11 protein-coding genes are annotated in these 15,170 nt (G+C 70.8%); 6 read left to right on the top strand and 5 right to left on the bottom strand.

The features are described from left to right. Positions 1–2: 2 nt before the first annotated feature. Entirely contained in the window at positions 3–2,492 is a 2,490-nt protein-coding gene (locus O0S08_RS45885; protein WP_269035856.1) for a serine/threonine-protein kinase, read from the top strand. 213 nt (positions 2,493–2,705) lie between these two features. Then, positions 2,706–3,599 (top strand): hypothetical protein, encoded by an 894-nt coding sequence (locus O0S08_RS45880; RefSeq protein WP_269035855.1) that lies wholly within the window; start codon positions 2,706–2,708, stop codon positions 3,597–3,599. Positions 3,600–3,925: 326 nt separating this feature from the next. Here the strand turns inward: O0S08_RS45880 and O0S08_RS45875 are convergent, their stop codons facing one another. From O0S08_RS45875 to O0S08_RS45865, 3 genes are all read right to left on the bottom strand, one after another. Next, positions 3,926–5,218, bottom strand: a complete 1,293-nt coding sequence (locus O0S08_RS45875) for a hypothetical protein (protein ID WP_269035854.1) — start codon at positions 5,216–5,218, stop codon at positions 3,926–3,928. Positions 5,219–5,503: 285 nt separating this feature from the next. Then, the gene (locus O0S08_RS45870) at positions 5,504–6,688 is read right to left on the bottom strand and encodes an arginine N-succinyltransferase (RefSeq protein WP_269035853.1); all 1,185 of its coding nucleotides are present in this window, start codon (positions 6,686–6,688) and stop codon (positions 5,504–5,506) included. Between the two features lie 133 nt (positions 6,689–6,821). Next, on the bottom strand, positions 6,822–7,706 hold the full coding sequence (locus tag O0S08_RS45865) for a metallophosphoesterase (protein ID WP_269035852.1): 885 nt from the start codon (positions 7,704–7,706) through the stop codon (positions 6,822–6,824). Between the two features lie 234 nt (positions 7,707–7,940). Here O0S08_RS45865 and O0S08_RS45860 point away from each other — a divergent pair, with 234 nt between their 5' ends. The 3 genes from O0S08_RS45860 (at position 7,941) to O0S08_RS45850 (ending at position 11,912) form a co-directional block, all read left to right on the top strand. Then, a complete protein-coding gene (locus O0S08_RS45860) occupies positions 7,941–9,083 on the top strand; it encodes a response regulator (RefSeq protein WP_269035851.1) in 1,143 nt (380 codons plus the stop codon). Between the two features lie 202 nt (positions 9,084–9,285). After that, a complete protein-coding gene (locus O0S08_RS45855) occupies positions 9,286–10,446 on the top strand; it encodes a hypothetical protein (protein WP_269035849.1) in 1,161 nt (386 codons plus the stop codon). A 539-nt stretch (positions 10,447–10,985) separates the two neighbouring features. Further along, complete coding sequence (locus O0S08_RS45850; RefSeq protein ID WP_269035848.1) at positions 10,986–11,912, top strand: hypothetical protein; 927 nt, start codon at positions 10,986–10,988, stop codon at positions 11,910–11,912. A 26-nt stretch (positions 11,913–11,938) separates the two neighbouring features. On the opposite strand, the gene O0S08_RS45845 is transcribed toward O0S08_RS45850, so the two are convergent. After that, positions 11,939–12,619, bottom strand: coding sequence for a matrixin family metalloprotease (locus tag O0S08_RS45845; RefSeq protein ID WP_371879583.1), 681 nt, complete (start codon positions 12,617–12,619; stop codon positions 11,939–11,941). Between the two features lie 2 nt (positions 12,620–12,621). Further along, positions 12,622–13,533 (bottom strand): methylenetetrahydrofolate reductase [NAD(P)H], encoded by a 912-nt coding sequence (gene metF / locus O0S08_RS45840; RefSeq protein ID WP_269035846.1) that lies wholly within the window; start codon positions 13,531–13,533, stop codon positions 12,622–12,624. Positions 13,534–13,601: 68 nt separating this feature from the next. Here metF and O0S08_RS45835 point away from each other — a divergent pair, with 68 nt between their 5' ends. Next, positions 13,602–15,164, top strand: a complete 1,563-nt coding sequence (locus O0S08_RS45835) for an NCS2 family permease (RefSeq protein ID WP_269035845.1) — start codon at positions 13,602–13,604, stop codon at positions 15,162–15,164. The last annotated feature ends 6 nt before the right edge of the window (positions 15,165–15,170 follow it).

Below are 15,170 nucleotides of genomic sequence, written 5' to 3'. Positions count from 1 at the left end.
CGATGACGGACACGCAAGCACAACCCACGGCGATCGGGCCCTTCGTCGTCCTGCGCAAGCTGGGCGAGGGGGCGATGGGGGTGGTGTACGCCGGCTACGACCTCGCGCTCGACCGCAAGGTGGCGCTCAAGCTGGTGCGGCCGTCGCTGCTGGGCAACGAGTCGGTGCGCGAGCGGATGATCCGCGAGGCCCAGGCGATGGCTCGCCTGTCGCACCCGCACGTGGTCCAGGTCTACCAGGTGGGGCCGCACGAGCGCAGCCTCTACATGGCGATGGAATACATCGAGGGCGAGACGCTCGGCACCTGGCAGCGGGCGCAGGCGCGGCCGTGGCCGATGGTGCTGCGCACGGTCTGCGACGCCGGGCGCGGGCTGGCGGCCGCGCACGCGGCCGGGCTGGTGCACCGCGACTTCAAGCCCGACAATGTGCTGGTCGACGCCGGGGGCCGCGCGCGGGTGGTCGACTTCGGGCTGGTGCAGGCCGGCACCAGCATCGACGAGCGCCTCGGCGAGGACGAGGAGACCGAGGAGCCGGTGTCGCAGTCGACCTTGCCCAGCGGACAGTTCAGCAGCGAGCGCTCGGGCGGGCTGCGCTGGTCGGCGCGGCTGACCCGTCGCGGCAACACGCTCGGTACGCCGCTCTACATGTCGCCCGAGCAGCACTTCGGCCAGCCGGTCGGGCCGTGGTCCGATCAATACAGCTTCGCCCTGACGCTGTACGAGGCGCTCTACGGCGAGCATCCGTTCTGTGCCGATTCGTGGGAGGGCATCCGCAAGCAGATCCGCGCCGGCGTGGTGCCGCCGCCGTCGCCGGGGTCGCCGGTGCCGTGGCGGCTCTACAAGGTGCTCGCCCGCGCTCTGGCCTATCGGCCGGAGGAGCGCTGGCCGAGCCTGGCCGCCATGATCGCGGCGCTCGAGCACGACCCGTGGCGCCGGCCGCTGGCGGTGATGGCGGTGGTCGGACTGCTCGGCTTGGCGTCGGCGGTCAGCTACGCGGCGGCGAGCCGCGGCCAGGAGCCGCCGCGCTGCCAGGCGGTCGAGCACGAGCTCGCGGGCGTGTGGGACCGCGATCGCGCCGAGGCGGTGGCGACCGCGTTCGCGGCCACCCAGGCGCACTTCGCCGGCGACGCGCTCGAGCGGGTCAAGAGCCGGCTCGACGATTACGCGAAGTCGTGGACCGACGCGAGCCGCGAGGTGTGCGAGGCGCACACCACGGGCAGCCAGACCGGGCGGATGATCGATCTGCGCAGCGCCTGCCTCGGGCGGCGCAAGGCCCACCTCGCGGCGCTGGTCGACGTGTTCGCGGCCGCCGACCGCGAGGTGGTCGAGCACGCGGTGCAGGCGGTCGCGGCGTTGCCGAGCATCGGCGCCTGCAACGACGCGGAGGGGCTGATCGGCGGCACCACGCCGCCCGACGATCCGCGCACTGCGGCCCGCGTCGAGGCGCTGCGCAAGCAAACGGCGCGCGCCGCGGTGCTCGAGGCGACCGGGCAATTCGAGGCCGGTTTGGCGGTGGTGGCCGGCGTGCGGGCCGAGGCGGACGAGGTCGGCTACGGGCCCTTGATCGCCGAGGTGGCGTTGACCGAGGGGCGGCTGCAGGTGGGCGCCGCGGATGCGGCGGCGGCCGAGGCGGCGCTGGTGCGGGCGATCCGCCTCGGCATCTCCCACGATCTGCACGCGGTGGCCGCGGAGGCGGCGGCGCGGCGGATCTTCGTCCTCGGGGCGGTGCTGGAGCGGCGGGCGGAGGCGCTCGCGGCGGAGGTGTTCGCGGAGGCGCTGGTCGAGCGGGCCCGCGACGACGGGCGGCTGGCGGCGCTGCTCAGCAACAACCTCGGCGCGGTGCACGACCTGCAGGGCGACACCGACACCGCGCGGGCCTACTACGAGCGCACCATCGCCGGGCTCGAGCGCAGGCCGGGTCTGCCCGATCCGCTGCTCGCAATCACTCACAACAATCTGGGCGGCATGTACCACGATCGCGGCGACTTCGTGCGGGCGCGCGGTCACTACGAATTGGCGATGCAGCTGTTCAGGGCGATCGTCGGCGACGCGCACCCGTTCGTGGCGCACGCGGTGGCCGGGCTCGGCGACGCCGACGCGGGCAGCGGCGAGCTCGCGCGGGCGCAGGCCCATTACGAGCAGGCGCTGGCGCGGATGGAGGCGGCCTACGGGGCGCGGCACCTGTATTTGTTGCACCCGCTGACGGGCCTCGGGCGGGTGCACGCGCGGCGCGGGCGAGCCGCGGAGGCCGAGCAGACGTTCGCGCGCGCGGTGACGATGGCCGACGAGCTGGACCTGGGTCACCCGTTGCTGGCGCAGGCGCTCGAGGGGCTCGGCGACCTGGCGGCCGCTCGCGGCGAGCCGGGCCGCGCCGCGGCGTTCTACGAGCGCGCGGCGCAGGTGTGGACGGCCAGCGGCGACGCGGCGGCGGGGCAGCGGGCTGTCCTTCGGGCCAGAGAGATGAGAGACGCGCCGGCGGCCGCCGGGCAATAGAGGTCGCGCCCCCGGTGGCGTCCGGACGCGGAGGACCGGCCAGTCGGTCGAATCATTGTCGGCCTCGTGGGTGTCCTCGCGCATTGATGCGACGTCGCCCCGACGTCGGGATAAAACCCCGTTCGAGTGACGTCAATAAAAATTGAGCGTGACGTGCAGCACACCTCCACCATCTTTGGTGGCGGACCGGCTGCTCCGGTCCCTGAAAGCACCATGCGACACATCGTTGTTGTTCTTGCGCCCGCGCTCGCGCTGGCGATCTCTTGCGGCAACCCCGACCCATCCAGCGGTATCACCGAGACGGAGTCCGGTGACGCGATGACGAGCGCCGACGCCGAGACAGCGACCGCCGGCGACAATAATAATGATACTGCGAGCGACGGTGCGGACCCCACCGACAGTGACTCCGGCGATTCGGTCAGCGATTCGAATTCGCCGTCGTCGCCGACCTCGACGGCCGGCGACGACGCGTCCACTGGCGACGACCGCCCCGGTCCGGGCGAGTTCGATCCGCCCGGCGGTGACGAGTCCGAGTCGGACGGGGAGAACGACTCGGGCGGGCGGCCCGAGGGTGATTCGGACGGGGAGAACGGGGACGAGGGAGGGCGGCCCGAGGGTGATTCGGACGGGGAGAACGACTCGGGCGGGCGGCCCGAGGGTGATTCGGGCGGGGAGAACGACTCGGGCGGGCGGCCCGAGGGTGATTCGGGCGGGGAGAACGGGGACTCGGGCGGGCGGCCCGAGGGCGATTCGGACGGGGAGAACGACTCGGGGGGGCGGCCCGAGGGTGATTCGGCCGGAGAGAACGACGACGGCGGGGACGGCGAGTCGTACGGGGAGAATGACGACGGGGACGACGGCGAGTCGTACGGGGAGAATGACGACGGGGACGGCGGTGACTCGTACGGGGAGAATGACGACGGGGACGACGAGGACGATGACGGGCACGGGTCGTACGGGGACGACGACGACGGGGACCACGACGACGAGGACGATGACGGGCACGGGTCGTACGGCGACGACGATGACGGGGACCACGACGATGACGACGACGATGGCGGTCCTCACGGGCACGGCGAGGGCTGCGGCTTCGACGACAACGACTAGCAGCAGGAGCGGGTCGCGAGACGCGAGCTGTCCGTCGAACGACTGTCGCTGGTCTGCTCCACTGTCGCCATTCCCGCGGGAATGGCGTGGAGTGGCGGTAGGCCTCCGCGCGCGACTATCGTAAAGAGCGCGGTTGGGGAGCCGGTAGGCTGTCTTTTCGGCCAGCTGAGCCGGAGGACGCAGCCCAGCTCGGAATCAGGCGCGCAAAGCAACTGCTGTCCCCTGGGACATCCCATCGGGCAGAGGGCGCACGAAACGCCCGCGAGCGGGGCTCGCGGGCGCTCCGGCCGGTCAGCCGTTCGCGTCGGCCCTGCTGCGGGTCGAGCTCACTGCGGGATGATGCCGCAGCTGTCGACCTCGTTCGGGACGCAACCCATGCAATCCCAGCGGAACTTGTCGATGATGCCGACGGTGTCCCACACTGTGTCGCCGAGGTCGAACACGGAGATGGCGAGCGTGAAGCTCTCGCCGGGGGCGGCGGAGCCCTTGGCGGTGTACCAGCCGGTGGCGGCGCCCTCGGAGTCGCCGGGGAAGCCGGTGCCCGCGAGCAGCGGGTCGCCGGGGAGGATCGTCATGTACGGGTCGAGCGCGGTGACCGTCAGCGGCTGGCCGTCGATGAAGGTGACGTTGCCGGTGAAGGTCTCGCTGGTCGACCAGACGATCAGCATGTCGTTGACCGTCGCGTCGACGTAGTTCGGCCACTCCTCGGTGAAGTACACGAAGTCGAGCAGGTAGCCGTGGGTGCCTTGCGGGACCTCGAGGTCGAACGACATGTAGAACACGTCGTGGGCCACGCCGGCGCCGATGCCGTTCCACTGGTTGGCGATCGTGTCGGAGCAGTCGTGGACGCCGTCGCAGTTCATGAACGGCGTGCCGCCGGCGCCGTTGTTGCTGCCCGCCTCGTGGTGCATGACGCCCGGCAGCTGGTACTGCTCGTCGGGGTTGCCGTTCGGCTGGGTGTCCTGGCCGTTCTGCTCGACGAGGCCGCCGTCGCCCTCGAGGTTCGGGAAGGTGCCCGAGCCGATCACGAGGAACCGCGAGCCCTCCTTCGGCGCCCACGCCCACTGGTTCGGGTCCATCGGATCCTTGGCGGTGCCGAAGTGGGTGGCGACGCGGTAGCTGCTGGTGTCCGGCGCCATGATCACCGGGTTCTTGATCGGGATCGCCGACGCCTTGTTGTCCGAGCAGTTGAGGCCGATCGCCTTGAAAATGTCGTCGCCGGCTTCATCGCACGGCGGCTGCGTCGCCGGCGCCTGACACTCGTCGTTGTTGCCGTTCGTGTCGTTGCCGGTCGTCGTGTCGTCGGTCGTCGACGACGTGCCGTCGGTGGTGGTCGTCGTGTCGTCGGTCGTCGACGACGTGTCATCGGACGTCGTCGTGTCGTCGGTGGTCGTCGTGCCCGTCGCGGTCACGTCCGCGGTCGTACCGGTCGTCGGCTCGGTCGCCGACTCCGAGTTGCCCATCGTCCCCGACGGGTCCGTGGTGGTGCTGCCGGTCGGATCGTCCACGCCGGTCGTCGAGGAAATCCCGGGGCCGCTCGGGTCGAGCGACGTGATGTTGGCGGTGTCCGAGATCGAGGTGCCGCCGCTTTCGCCGCAAGCGGCGAGCGAGAGAGTCAAGCAAGAAGCGAGAGTAAGGGTTCGTGTATGGCGCATGGTGATGTCGTTGTGCCTCGCGCTGGCACCGCTCGTCATGAGCGGCTGGCGAGGATCGGCACCACCTTAGCCTGCTTCGCCGCGATCGAGCTGTCGTACTCGCAAGTCTTCGCTCGAGTGAGATCGCGACGGGGGTATCCCCGCGATGCACGGTCCTGTGAGTGACTTCTCGAGCCCCCGTCCACTGCATGGACCCAGGAAGCGATGTCCGAGAGCGCCGGCGGGCTCTCGGCTCACCTGTCCTTGGGGTCAGCTTAGCCGGAGCGAGCCGGTCGGCGAGCGCGCACCTGGAGGGACGCTGGCGACGCGGTCGGAGTAGCGTCGTTGCGGGCGCAGGGCGACCAGCACGCGGGCGTCGGGCGAGGGGGTGTCCTGTCCGGGCGCGAGCACGCCGAGCTGCTGCAGCGCCTCGCGGCGGACCAGCACCTGGGTCGGCGGGGCGCCGGGCGGGGTGTCGGCGGCGAACACGGCCTGGGCCGGGGTCCAGACGGCGCGGAAGTGGGGCGCACGGTCCTGGGTGACCGCGACGATGCCGGGCTGAGCCGTGGGGTCGGGCTCACCGACCACGGGCGCGTAGCCCTGGGTGTCGCGGACGATCGTCACCTGGTCGGTGTCGGCCTCGTAGTGCGGGCCGCCGTCGAACGGGTCGACGCGGCCGCTGTACTGGAAGCCGATGCTCTCGAGCAGCCGCTTGGCGCCGACGGTGTTGGGACCGACCTGACCGATGATGTCCTGCACGCCCTCCGGCAGCAGGCACGCGTGGATCGGCATGGTCGGGAACAGGCGCCAGATGAACTCCTTGTTGAAGCGGCTCAGGCGGTCGGCCTCTTGATAGGAGAGGCCGGTGAACTTGTGGCCGAGCGCGTCCCACAGCGGCGAGCGCGTGGTCCCACCTGGCCCTTGGACCAGGGGCGGCAGGAGCTCGGCGAGCAGGCGGTCGCGGAACCACCCGCGGTGGCTCGAGAGGAAGACGAAGCGGGCCAGCGACAGCAGGCGGCCGAGCTTGTCGGGGTGGTGGCGCAGCTCGGGGCGCAGGACGAGGCCGCCGAGCTCGGTCGGGCCGTCGTAGGTCTGACCGAGGTACAGCATCGTGTGCGTCATGTGGACGTCGTGCACCTCGGAGTTCGGGGTGACGCGGAGGTCGGCGTAACGCTCCTCCTGGATGACGCGGAAGAACACGTGCGGCTCGTCGGTGTCGCCGTGCTGGGCGTGGATCATCGAGGTGCCGACGACCTGGCCGTCGTCGCCCTCGAGCACGAACAGGAAGCGGCGGGTCGGGTCGAAGTCGGGGCTGCCGCGGAACGAGGCGAGGGAGCGCTGCAGCAGCTCGTGGATGTAGGGCCGCTCGGGCGGCAGGTTGAGGCTGTTGAGGTGGCGCGCGAGCTCGAAGATCGCGTCTTCGTCGCTCATTGCTGCCTCGCGGAACAGGAACATCGGGACACCTTCCAGAGGCTCGATGGAGCGCGTCGTGTGGCGCTCCGAATCGCCGCTGGCCGCCCAGAGTGTGGCACCGAGGCACGCATGCGGGCGCTCGCAGTGCGAGCCCTCACTGCGCCCGGCACTCACATCACGGTTCGCGCAAGACCGTGACCTTGTCGCCGACGATCTCGAGCGCCTCGGGGTGACCGCCATAGTAAGCGGCCATGCCGACGTCGATGCACCACACCGCGCCGTCGCAGGCCGTGAACACGCCCTCCTTGTGCACGGTATGACCGACGACCAGTCGCTTGGCCGGCACCGCGGCGAGCGTCTCGCGCAGCACCTCGCACTCGGCCGGCTTGGGTTCGAGGCAGTAACGACGCACCCATACCGGGCTCTCGTCGTCTTGCAGGATGTCGGGGGAGATCTCTCCGTCGCCGCGGAGCCAGCGCTGGACCTCGTCGTTGATCGTGTCGAGGCCGCGACGTACGTGTTGCGGGAGCAGGCCGCCGTGGGTGAACACGGTTTCGCCGACGACGAGGACGACCGGCCGGGTCGCGAGCTTGCGCGCCCACGGGCCGCCCGGCGCGAAGGCGAGCCAGCGACCTCGCATCGGCTCGGGCACGCGGGCGGCGCGCGGGTCGGCGAGGTCGACGCCGGGCTCGTGCTCGAAGTCGAGGAAGCCGCCCGCGGTCACGTAGCGCAGGTCGCCGGCGGCGTTCATCAGCTCGTGATTGCCGTTCAGCACGTGCAGCGCACCGCCGGCGGCCCTGGCCTCGCCCTGCAGGCGCTCGAGCAGCTCGAGGATCTTGCGCTCGCCGTCGCCGCGGTCGAGTTGGTCGCCGGTCTGCACGACCACCAGATCCTTGCCGATCCACTTGTCCTGGGGGTCGATGGCCCCCGCGAGCCGCAGCGCCGCGCGCGTGGCCTCGTAATCACCATGGAGGTCGCCGAGGGCGACGAGTCGGGCCGGCGCAGGCAGACGCGTGGTGGTCGGCGCCGACGGCGGAGCCGCGGTCGGAGCTGGAGTCACCGCCGCCGGAGCATTGTTCTCCGCGGCCGCCGCCGGGCGTGCGGCCTGTTGCGCACTCGGAGGTTTCCGCGCCGAGTCACACGCCGCGAAGGCACATGCCCCGAACGCCAGGATCGCCCCGCACAGGGCAGTACGCATCGCTCGCCGCGGGTCCTCACACATGGGCCGCAAGCGTAACACGAGGCGCGGATCCGCGGGCCCCGCGGGCGCGGCGATCCGCGGTAACGTCGGACCATGGACAGCGGCGCTCCGCAGCTCAACGGCGGCCGGATCCTCGTCGTCGACGACGAGGCGACGATGCGCCGCCTGCTCGAGAAGTTGCTGCGCCTCGAGGGCTACGACGTCGCCCTGGCCAGCTCGGGAGAACAGGCGCTGCAGGAGGTGTTCGCCCGCGGCGCCGACACCGTGCTCCTCGACATGCGACTCCCGGGCATGAGCGGCCTCGATGTGTGTCGCAACATCCGCTCGCACCCGCGCGGGCTACACACGCCGATCGTGTTCATCACCGCGGTGAACGACCGCGAGCTGCGCCGCAAGGGCATGGAGGCCGGCGCCGACGACTTTCTCAGCAAGCCGTTCGACGAGGTCGAGCTGCTGGCCCGGATCCGCAACAGCGTGCGGGTCAAGCGCTACTACGACAACCTCGAGCAGCAGAAGGGCGCGCTGGCGCGGGCGATCGACGACCGCACCACCGAGCTGGCGGCGGCGGTGGCCGAGCTGACGCGCATGCAGAACGAGCTGCGGGCCTCGCACGAGGAGACGATCTATCGCCTGTCGCGCGCGGCCGAGTTCCGCGACGACGAGACCGGGCAGCACCTGCAGCGCATGAGCTGGTACTGCCATTTGATCGGCAGCAAGATCGGCCTGTCCCCGGGCATGTGCGAGCTGCTGCGGATCGCCAGTCCGATGCACGACGTCGGCAAGCTCGGCATCCCCGATCGGATCCTCCTCAAGCCCGGGCGGCTGACGCCGGAGGAGTTCACGATCATGAAGACGCACGCGGAGATCGGGTACCGGATCCTCCACGGCTCGACGGCGGCGCCGCTCGAGATGGCGGCGACGATCGCCCACACGCACCACGAGAAGTGGGACGGCAACGGCTACCCCCGCGGCCTCCGCGGCGAGGAGATCCCGCTGGCCGGGCGGATCGCGGCGATCGCCGACGTGTTCGACGCGCTGACCAGCGCCCGCCCCTACAAGCCGGCCTGGCCGCTCGAGGCCGCGCTCGACCTGATGCGCAAGAACGCCGGCTCGCACTTCGACCCGCACCTCACCGACGTGTTCTTGACCCATATCGACGAGGTGCTGGCCATCCGCGACCGCTTCGTCGACGGCCACCCGGAGCCGCACCCCGAAGCGGTGGCCCTCGTCGGCTGAGCCCCGCCCCGCAGGGTCGGTGAGGCCACGAGACGTGGGCCCGCACGAAAAGTCGGGACCGTCGAACAATTGTTTGGCCGCCGGGGTGCACTGACCCGGTGAGAGGCGTCCTCGGCGGACGCGCGGCGCGGGCGTACGGACGCCGGCGACCAGGCGCGCCGCACGAGGGATGTCGCCGCAATTCCAGCGAGGCGAGCGGACCATGTTCGGGATCTCTTCTATTGATGGCAGCAAGTATGTGCATTGTCGCGGCCTCTTCGCGGCGGCGATGAGCCTGGCGCTTCTGGGCTGTCCGAGCGGCGGCGGCGCCGGGACCGAGGGGGCGCCGAGCTCGGGCGACGAGACGAACGAGACGGGCGGCACGAACGGGACGGCGAACCCGGCGACGGACAGCTCGAGCGATCCGGGAGGCACCGATTCGACGGCGCCGGGCGAGTCGCTCACGGGCGATCCGACCGAGGGCGACCCGACCGAGGGGGACCCGACCGAGGGGGACCCGACCGAGGGGACGATGACGGATACCTCGCCCGACGAGCCGCCGGTCGAGGAGTGCCACCTGGCCGACGACAACGTCGAGTGCGACCTGCTGGTCGACCGCAGCGGGCAGATCGCGGTGTCGCAGGAGCACCTCTACCCGCCCGCGGGCCCGCTCAAGGCGGCGGACGAGCCGAGCCTGGCGGAGCCGTGCGACATCTACGCCCAGGACTGCCCCGAAGGTCAGAAGTGCACGGCCCTCGGCGCCAGCTGGAGCTCGGCCGGTTGCGTCCCGCTGTCGCAGTTCCCGGCCAAGGTCGGCGAGTACTGTGGCCCCGAGGGCGAGGGCGACACGTGCGAGGCAGGGTCGATCTGCCAGTTCGAACCGCTGATCAGCAGCATGATCTGCCAGCCGCTCTGCGGCTGCAGCGAGGCGAATCCGACCTGCGGCGAGAACGAGCGCTGCGTGGTCTACAACGCCGGCGTGCTGCCGATGTGCGAAAGGCTGTGCAACCCGTTCGACCTCGCGTCGTGCAAGGAGGGCGAGGTGTGCGTCAAGAGCGGGTGGTTCGCCGACTTCTACTGCGAGATGGACGTATCCGGCGAGAGCGGGGTGTTCCGTGACCAGTGCAAGGCGGCCAACGACTGCGACCCCGGTTACTCGTGCGAGGCCGCCGACTACGTGCCGGGCGGCTGCCCGGAGGGGGTGGCTTCCTGCTGCACTCCCCTGTGCAAGCTCGACACTCCGCTGTGCCCGGAGGGCTCGAAGTGCCTCGAGTACTTCGGCGGCTTCGGCCTCGAGGCGCCACAATGCCTCGAAAACCTCGGCTACTGCACGGCCGACACGGCGCCGTTGACCCGGCCGGAGGAGATGCGCTGGTCGATCTGAATCAATGGTGCGCGAATTCTTTCGGGTCCGGAGATCGCTACCTGGGGTTAGCGAATTACCGACCGCGCCTCGCGGAAGGGCCGGGGAAGGGTCGGCGGCGAGTTCAGCGTCTGCATGCGCGCTCGTTCCTCGCGCTCATGCGGCCTCGTATTCGCCGCCGACCCTTCCCCGGACCCCTGGCACGGCCGCAGCCGTGGGCTTCGATGGCGGCTGGCCTTCGGGGCAGGTCGTGAGGCGCCTGTTCGACGGCCAGGGCTGGCCGCCGAACAGACGCTTTCAACAAGTCAATAACGGGGTGTCTCTGCGGCGGGGCGAAGAGGGTGGAGAGGACGAGATGTCCTGGGGGACAGGTTAGCGGTGGTCGTAGCTCGTCGGCCCTCGTGCGGTTCGCCGGACCTGCACGGGCCACGTCCGGGGGCGGGTCGTCAGCGGCGCTCGGCCAGATAGCGTCGAGCCTCGTCGCGCACCGTCGTGTCGCTGTCCTTGGAGAAGGCCGTCAGCAGCGCGTGCGAGGCTGGATCGGTGAGCGCTGCCAATCGATGCACGACGAGCTCGTGGTTCGCTCCGTGGAGGCGTCGCCGTTCTGGTGGCAGTACGGGCAGGTCCTGTTGCAGGGTCGCCGTTCGGGCCTGCCGGCGACGGCGGCTCCGCGGTTCGCGTCCGCCGTGATGCAGGCGAAAGGGTCGCCCGGGGCGATGTTGCCGTGGTCGACGGAGCCACCGCCGGACTGGAGCGCGTGGATCGATGCGCTCGCGATCTGGCCGTATCGCTCGACCACCGATCTCTCGGCGCTCGCGGTGACGTCCGGCGACCCCTGGGTGACTGACCATTCGACCGGGGTGTGCGTGCGGCTCCGATCTTGGGCCTGCGCGATGATCGAACATCTGCGCGGATCCTCGAGCGAGAGCGCGCCGGTGCGGGCCGAGCAGCTGGATCTGCACACCGTCGCCGTCGAGATCGCGGCGCTCGACGACAAGGACGGCTGGTCCGCCACGGGCACCGCCGAGCTCCACGTGTTCGCGCTCGACCCCGGGTCCGGCGCGCTCGAGCGCCGCGGTGCGCTGATCCTCGGCGGGCTCGAGGGGACGCAGGAGCAGCTCGGCATGTACCGCGGGATCATCGACCTCGACTATCGCTTCGTCCGCCGCGCCTATCAGCGCTGGACAGTCGAGGGCGCGTGCGTGCGGGTCGAGCCGCCGCGGGGAGGAGATGTGGCGCTGGGCGATTCCTTCGAGCCGCTCAGCGATCTGCTGGCCCGGAGGTGGCGAGAGTCGGAGGGGGCGCTGCCGAAGCCGCGCAAGCCAAAGGCCATCACGGTCGAGCAGGCGCTCGCAGTGAAAGCGGCGGCCGCGGTGCTGCCACCGGAGCAGCGCTCGCTCGCGCCGGGCGAGGACGCGAGCGGGCTGTGGAAGATCACGGGCTCGAAGCTCGAGCGGCTGCCGCCCGGCAGCACGTGCGAGCCGTGAGCGGCTCACGCGCCCGAGGCAGACCGTCAGCCGGGCTTTGCAGGCTGTCCCTTGGGACCTGTCCTGTCGACCAGCATGCCCTCGCGCAGCATGCGGTCGCGATGGCGGCGCATGCGGGCGAACTCGGGCTCGGCGAAGCTGAGCTCGCCGGTGAGCCAGGCCATGCGCGGGGCCTTGTTCATCACGCTCTCGTCGTAGTCGGAGTGGGGCAGGCCGAAGAAGTGCCCGAGCTCGTGGGCGAGGGTCAGCGCGCCGGCGATCTTTGAAAGAATGACCCACCGGCGCGAGCGGTCCTTGCGGAAGCGCCAGTGGACGCCGCGGATCTCGCTGCCCGCGATGTCGACGTCGGCGAGGCGGCCGACGACGAACACGTGGGCGACGCCGCGGCTGAAGTGCGGATCGCCGAGAGCGTCGCGCTCGGCGCGGTCGTCGATCTCGAGGTCGGCGGCCGGCAGCGCGTCGGCGGCGACAATTTCAAAGTTGACGTCGATGGTGGCGAAGCGGGCGTTGGCCTCGGCGATTTGGGAAGAGACCCACTCGACCGTCTGGATCGCCGCGCCGCCGGTGACGACGAGGTGGAGGTGGACGCCGAAGCAGCGCGGGACCTCGGCCGCGCAGCGCGGCGTCTGTCGCACGTAGGCGGCCAGATCGGGGCTCGTCGGCGGGGCCGACAGGGTCGCCGCGAGCGTGGCCGCGAGCAGCATCATCGTCACACCGCCACGTGGGCGAGCCGCAAGATCTCGAAGATCGCGCGCGTCGCCGGCGACTTGTTGAGGGTGTAGAAGTGAATGCCCGGCACGCCGGGACGAGGGGTAGAGAACGGGTCGCCGACCGGCGGGGTGAGCAGCGCGCGGCACTGGTGCGCGGCGTACGACACGCCGGTCCAGAACACCTCCTGCGGGTCGCCCTCGGTGGTCTGGAGGCGCTGGCGCAGCGGCGCAGGGATGGTCGCGCCGCACATTTGAGTGAAGCGCTGGACCTGCTCGAAGTTGGTCACCGGCATCACGCCGGCGAGGATCGGCACCGTGATGCCGGCCTCGGTCGCGCGGCGGACGAAGTCGTGATAGGTCGCGTTGTCGAAGAACAGCTGGCTGATGAGGAAGTCGACGCCGGCGTCGACCTTGTGCCTCAGCCACTGGAGGTCGCTGGCGCCGCTCTCGGCCTCGGGGTGGACCTCGGGGTAGCAGGCGGCGCCGATGCAGAACGGGCCGCGCTCGCGGATGAAGGCGACGAGCTCGCTGGCGTGGTGGAGGCCGCCTTCGGGGGCGACGAACGTGGCCTCGCCCTTGGGCGGATCGCCGCGCAGGGCGAGGATGTTGCAGATCTCGCGGTCACCGAGCTGGTCGATGGTGCGGGCCAGCTCGTCGCGGGTGGCGCCGACGCAGGTCAGGTGGGCCATCGGCTCGATGCCGAGCTCGCGCTTGATGCGGGCGACGATGTCGAGGGTGCGGGTGCGGGTGCTGCCGCCGGCCCCGTAGGTGACGGACACGAAGTCGGGCGAGAGCGGGGCGAGCTGTTCCAGGCTGCGCCACAGCACGGCCTCGCCTTTCTCGGTCTTCGGCGGGAAGAACTCGAAGCTGAACACAGGCCGTTTGTGGGCCAGGCGCTCGCGGATCAGCATGTCCCCGTCCTCGTAGCACGGGCCCAGGGTCCTGGTCCAGCGGCGCGCGGTTTGGTACATCGGGCCTCATGCGCTGGTTCCAACGCGGCGACATCGACGGGTTCTTCGGCCTCGCGGTCGACAACCTCGTGCAGCTCCTGCTCATCGACGCGCTGTGTCGCCACGTGCTCGGCTTCTCCGACGCGTTGCTCTACGGACAGGTGCTGCCGGGCGCCGCGGTCTCGCTGCTGGTCGGCAACCTCTACTACGCGTGGCAGGCGCGGCGCCTCGGCCAGGCGCTCGGCCGCTCCGACATCTGCGCGCTGCCCTACGGCATCAATACGGTGTCGGTGTTCGCACATGTCTTCTTGGTCATGTTGCCCGCGAAGCTGGCGGCGACCGCCGCGGGCGCGGCCGACCCGACGACGATCGCGTGGCAGGCGGGGCTGGTCGCCTGCTTCGGCTCGGGGCTGATCGAATTGAGCGGCGCCTTCGTCGCCGAGCGGCTGCGCAAGGCGACGCCGCGGGCGGCGCTGCTGTCGACGCTGTCGGGCGTGGCGCTCGGGTTTATCAGCCTCGGGTTCTTGTACCGCAGCTTCGCGCGCCCGGTGGTCGGGCTCGTCACTCTCGGCGTGCTGCTGCTGGTGTACTTCGGCCGGCTCAAGTTCAAGGGCGGGGTCCCTGGCGGGCTCGTCGCCGTCGCGCTCGGCACGCTGATCGCGTGGCTCACGGGCATCGCTCCGGTGGGCGAGGCGCCGGCGCACGGCCACGGGTTGCAGGTGCCGCTGCCGGTGCTCGGGCCGCTGATCGACGCATTGACGGGCGACATGCTGTGGGCCTACCTCGCGGTGATCGTGCCGATGGGCGTGTTCAACGTCGTCGGCTCGCTGCAGAACATCGAGGCCGCCGAGGCCGCGGGCGACCCGTTCCCGACCACGCCGTCGCTGGCGATGAACGGCCTCGGCACGCTCGCCGCGGCGCTGTTCGGCTCGTGCTTCCCGACCACGATCTACATCGGTCACCCCGGCTGGAAGGCCATGGGCGCGCGCGCCGGTTACTCGATCCTCAACGGCGTGTTCGCCACGCTCGTGTGCCTCACCGGCACTCTGGCGTACATCGCCTGGGCGGTGCCGATCGAGGCCGGCATGGCGATCATCCTGTGGATCGGCATCGTCATCACCGCGCAGGCGTTCGAGGCCACGCCGCGAGAGCACGCGCCGGCGGTGGTGATCGGCATCCTGCCGGGGGTCGGCGCCTGGGGCGCGATGATGGCGAAGGCGGGCCTGCGCGCCGGCGGCGTCGACGGCATGACGAGCGCAATGTCACCGGCGCTGGTGCCGGTGTTCCAGCGCGCCGACGTGTGGATCGACGGGGCCTTCGCGCTCGAGCAGGGCTTCATCTTCACGTCGATGTTCCTCGCCGCGGCCACGGTCGCGGTCATCGAACGCAAGCTGCGGCAGGCCGCCGCGTGGTGCTTCGCCGGCGCCGCGCTGTCGGCGCTCGGGTTCATGCACTCGTACGTGTGGACCCCGGCCGACACCGTACTATCCTTGTCGCCCGCCTGGCCCTTCGTACAGGGTTACTTCCTGATGGGCCTGGTGTTCCTGGTCGCCCCGCTGGTCACCACCCGCAGCGACGGCCCCGCCCACTGAGAATCC

This window comes from Nannocystis punicea, assembly GCF_026965555.1.
Classification (GTDB): domain Bacteria; phylum Myxococcota_A; class Polyangia; order Nannocystales; family Nannocystaceae; genus Nannocystis; species Nannocystis punicea.
Note: the sequence above shows the minus strand (reverse complement) of the source record. Positions and strands in the feature narration are given on the sequence as shown.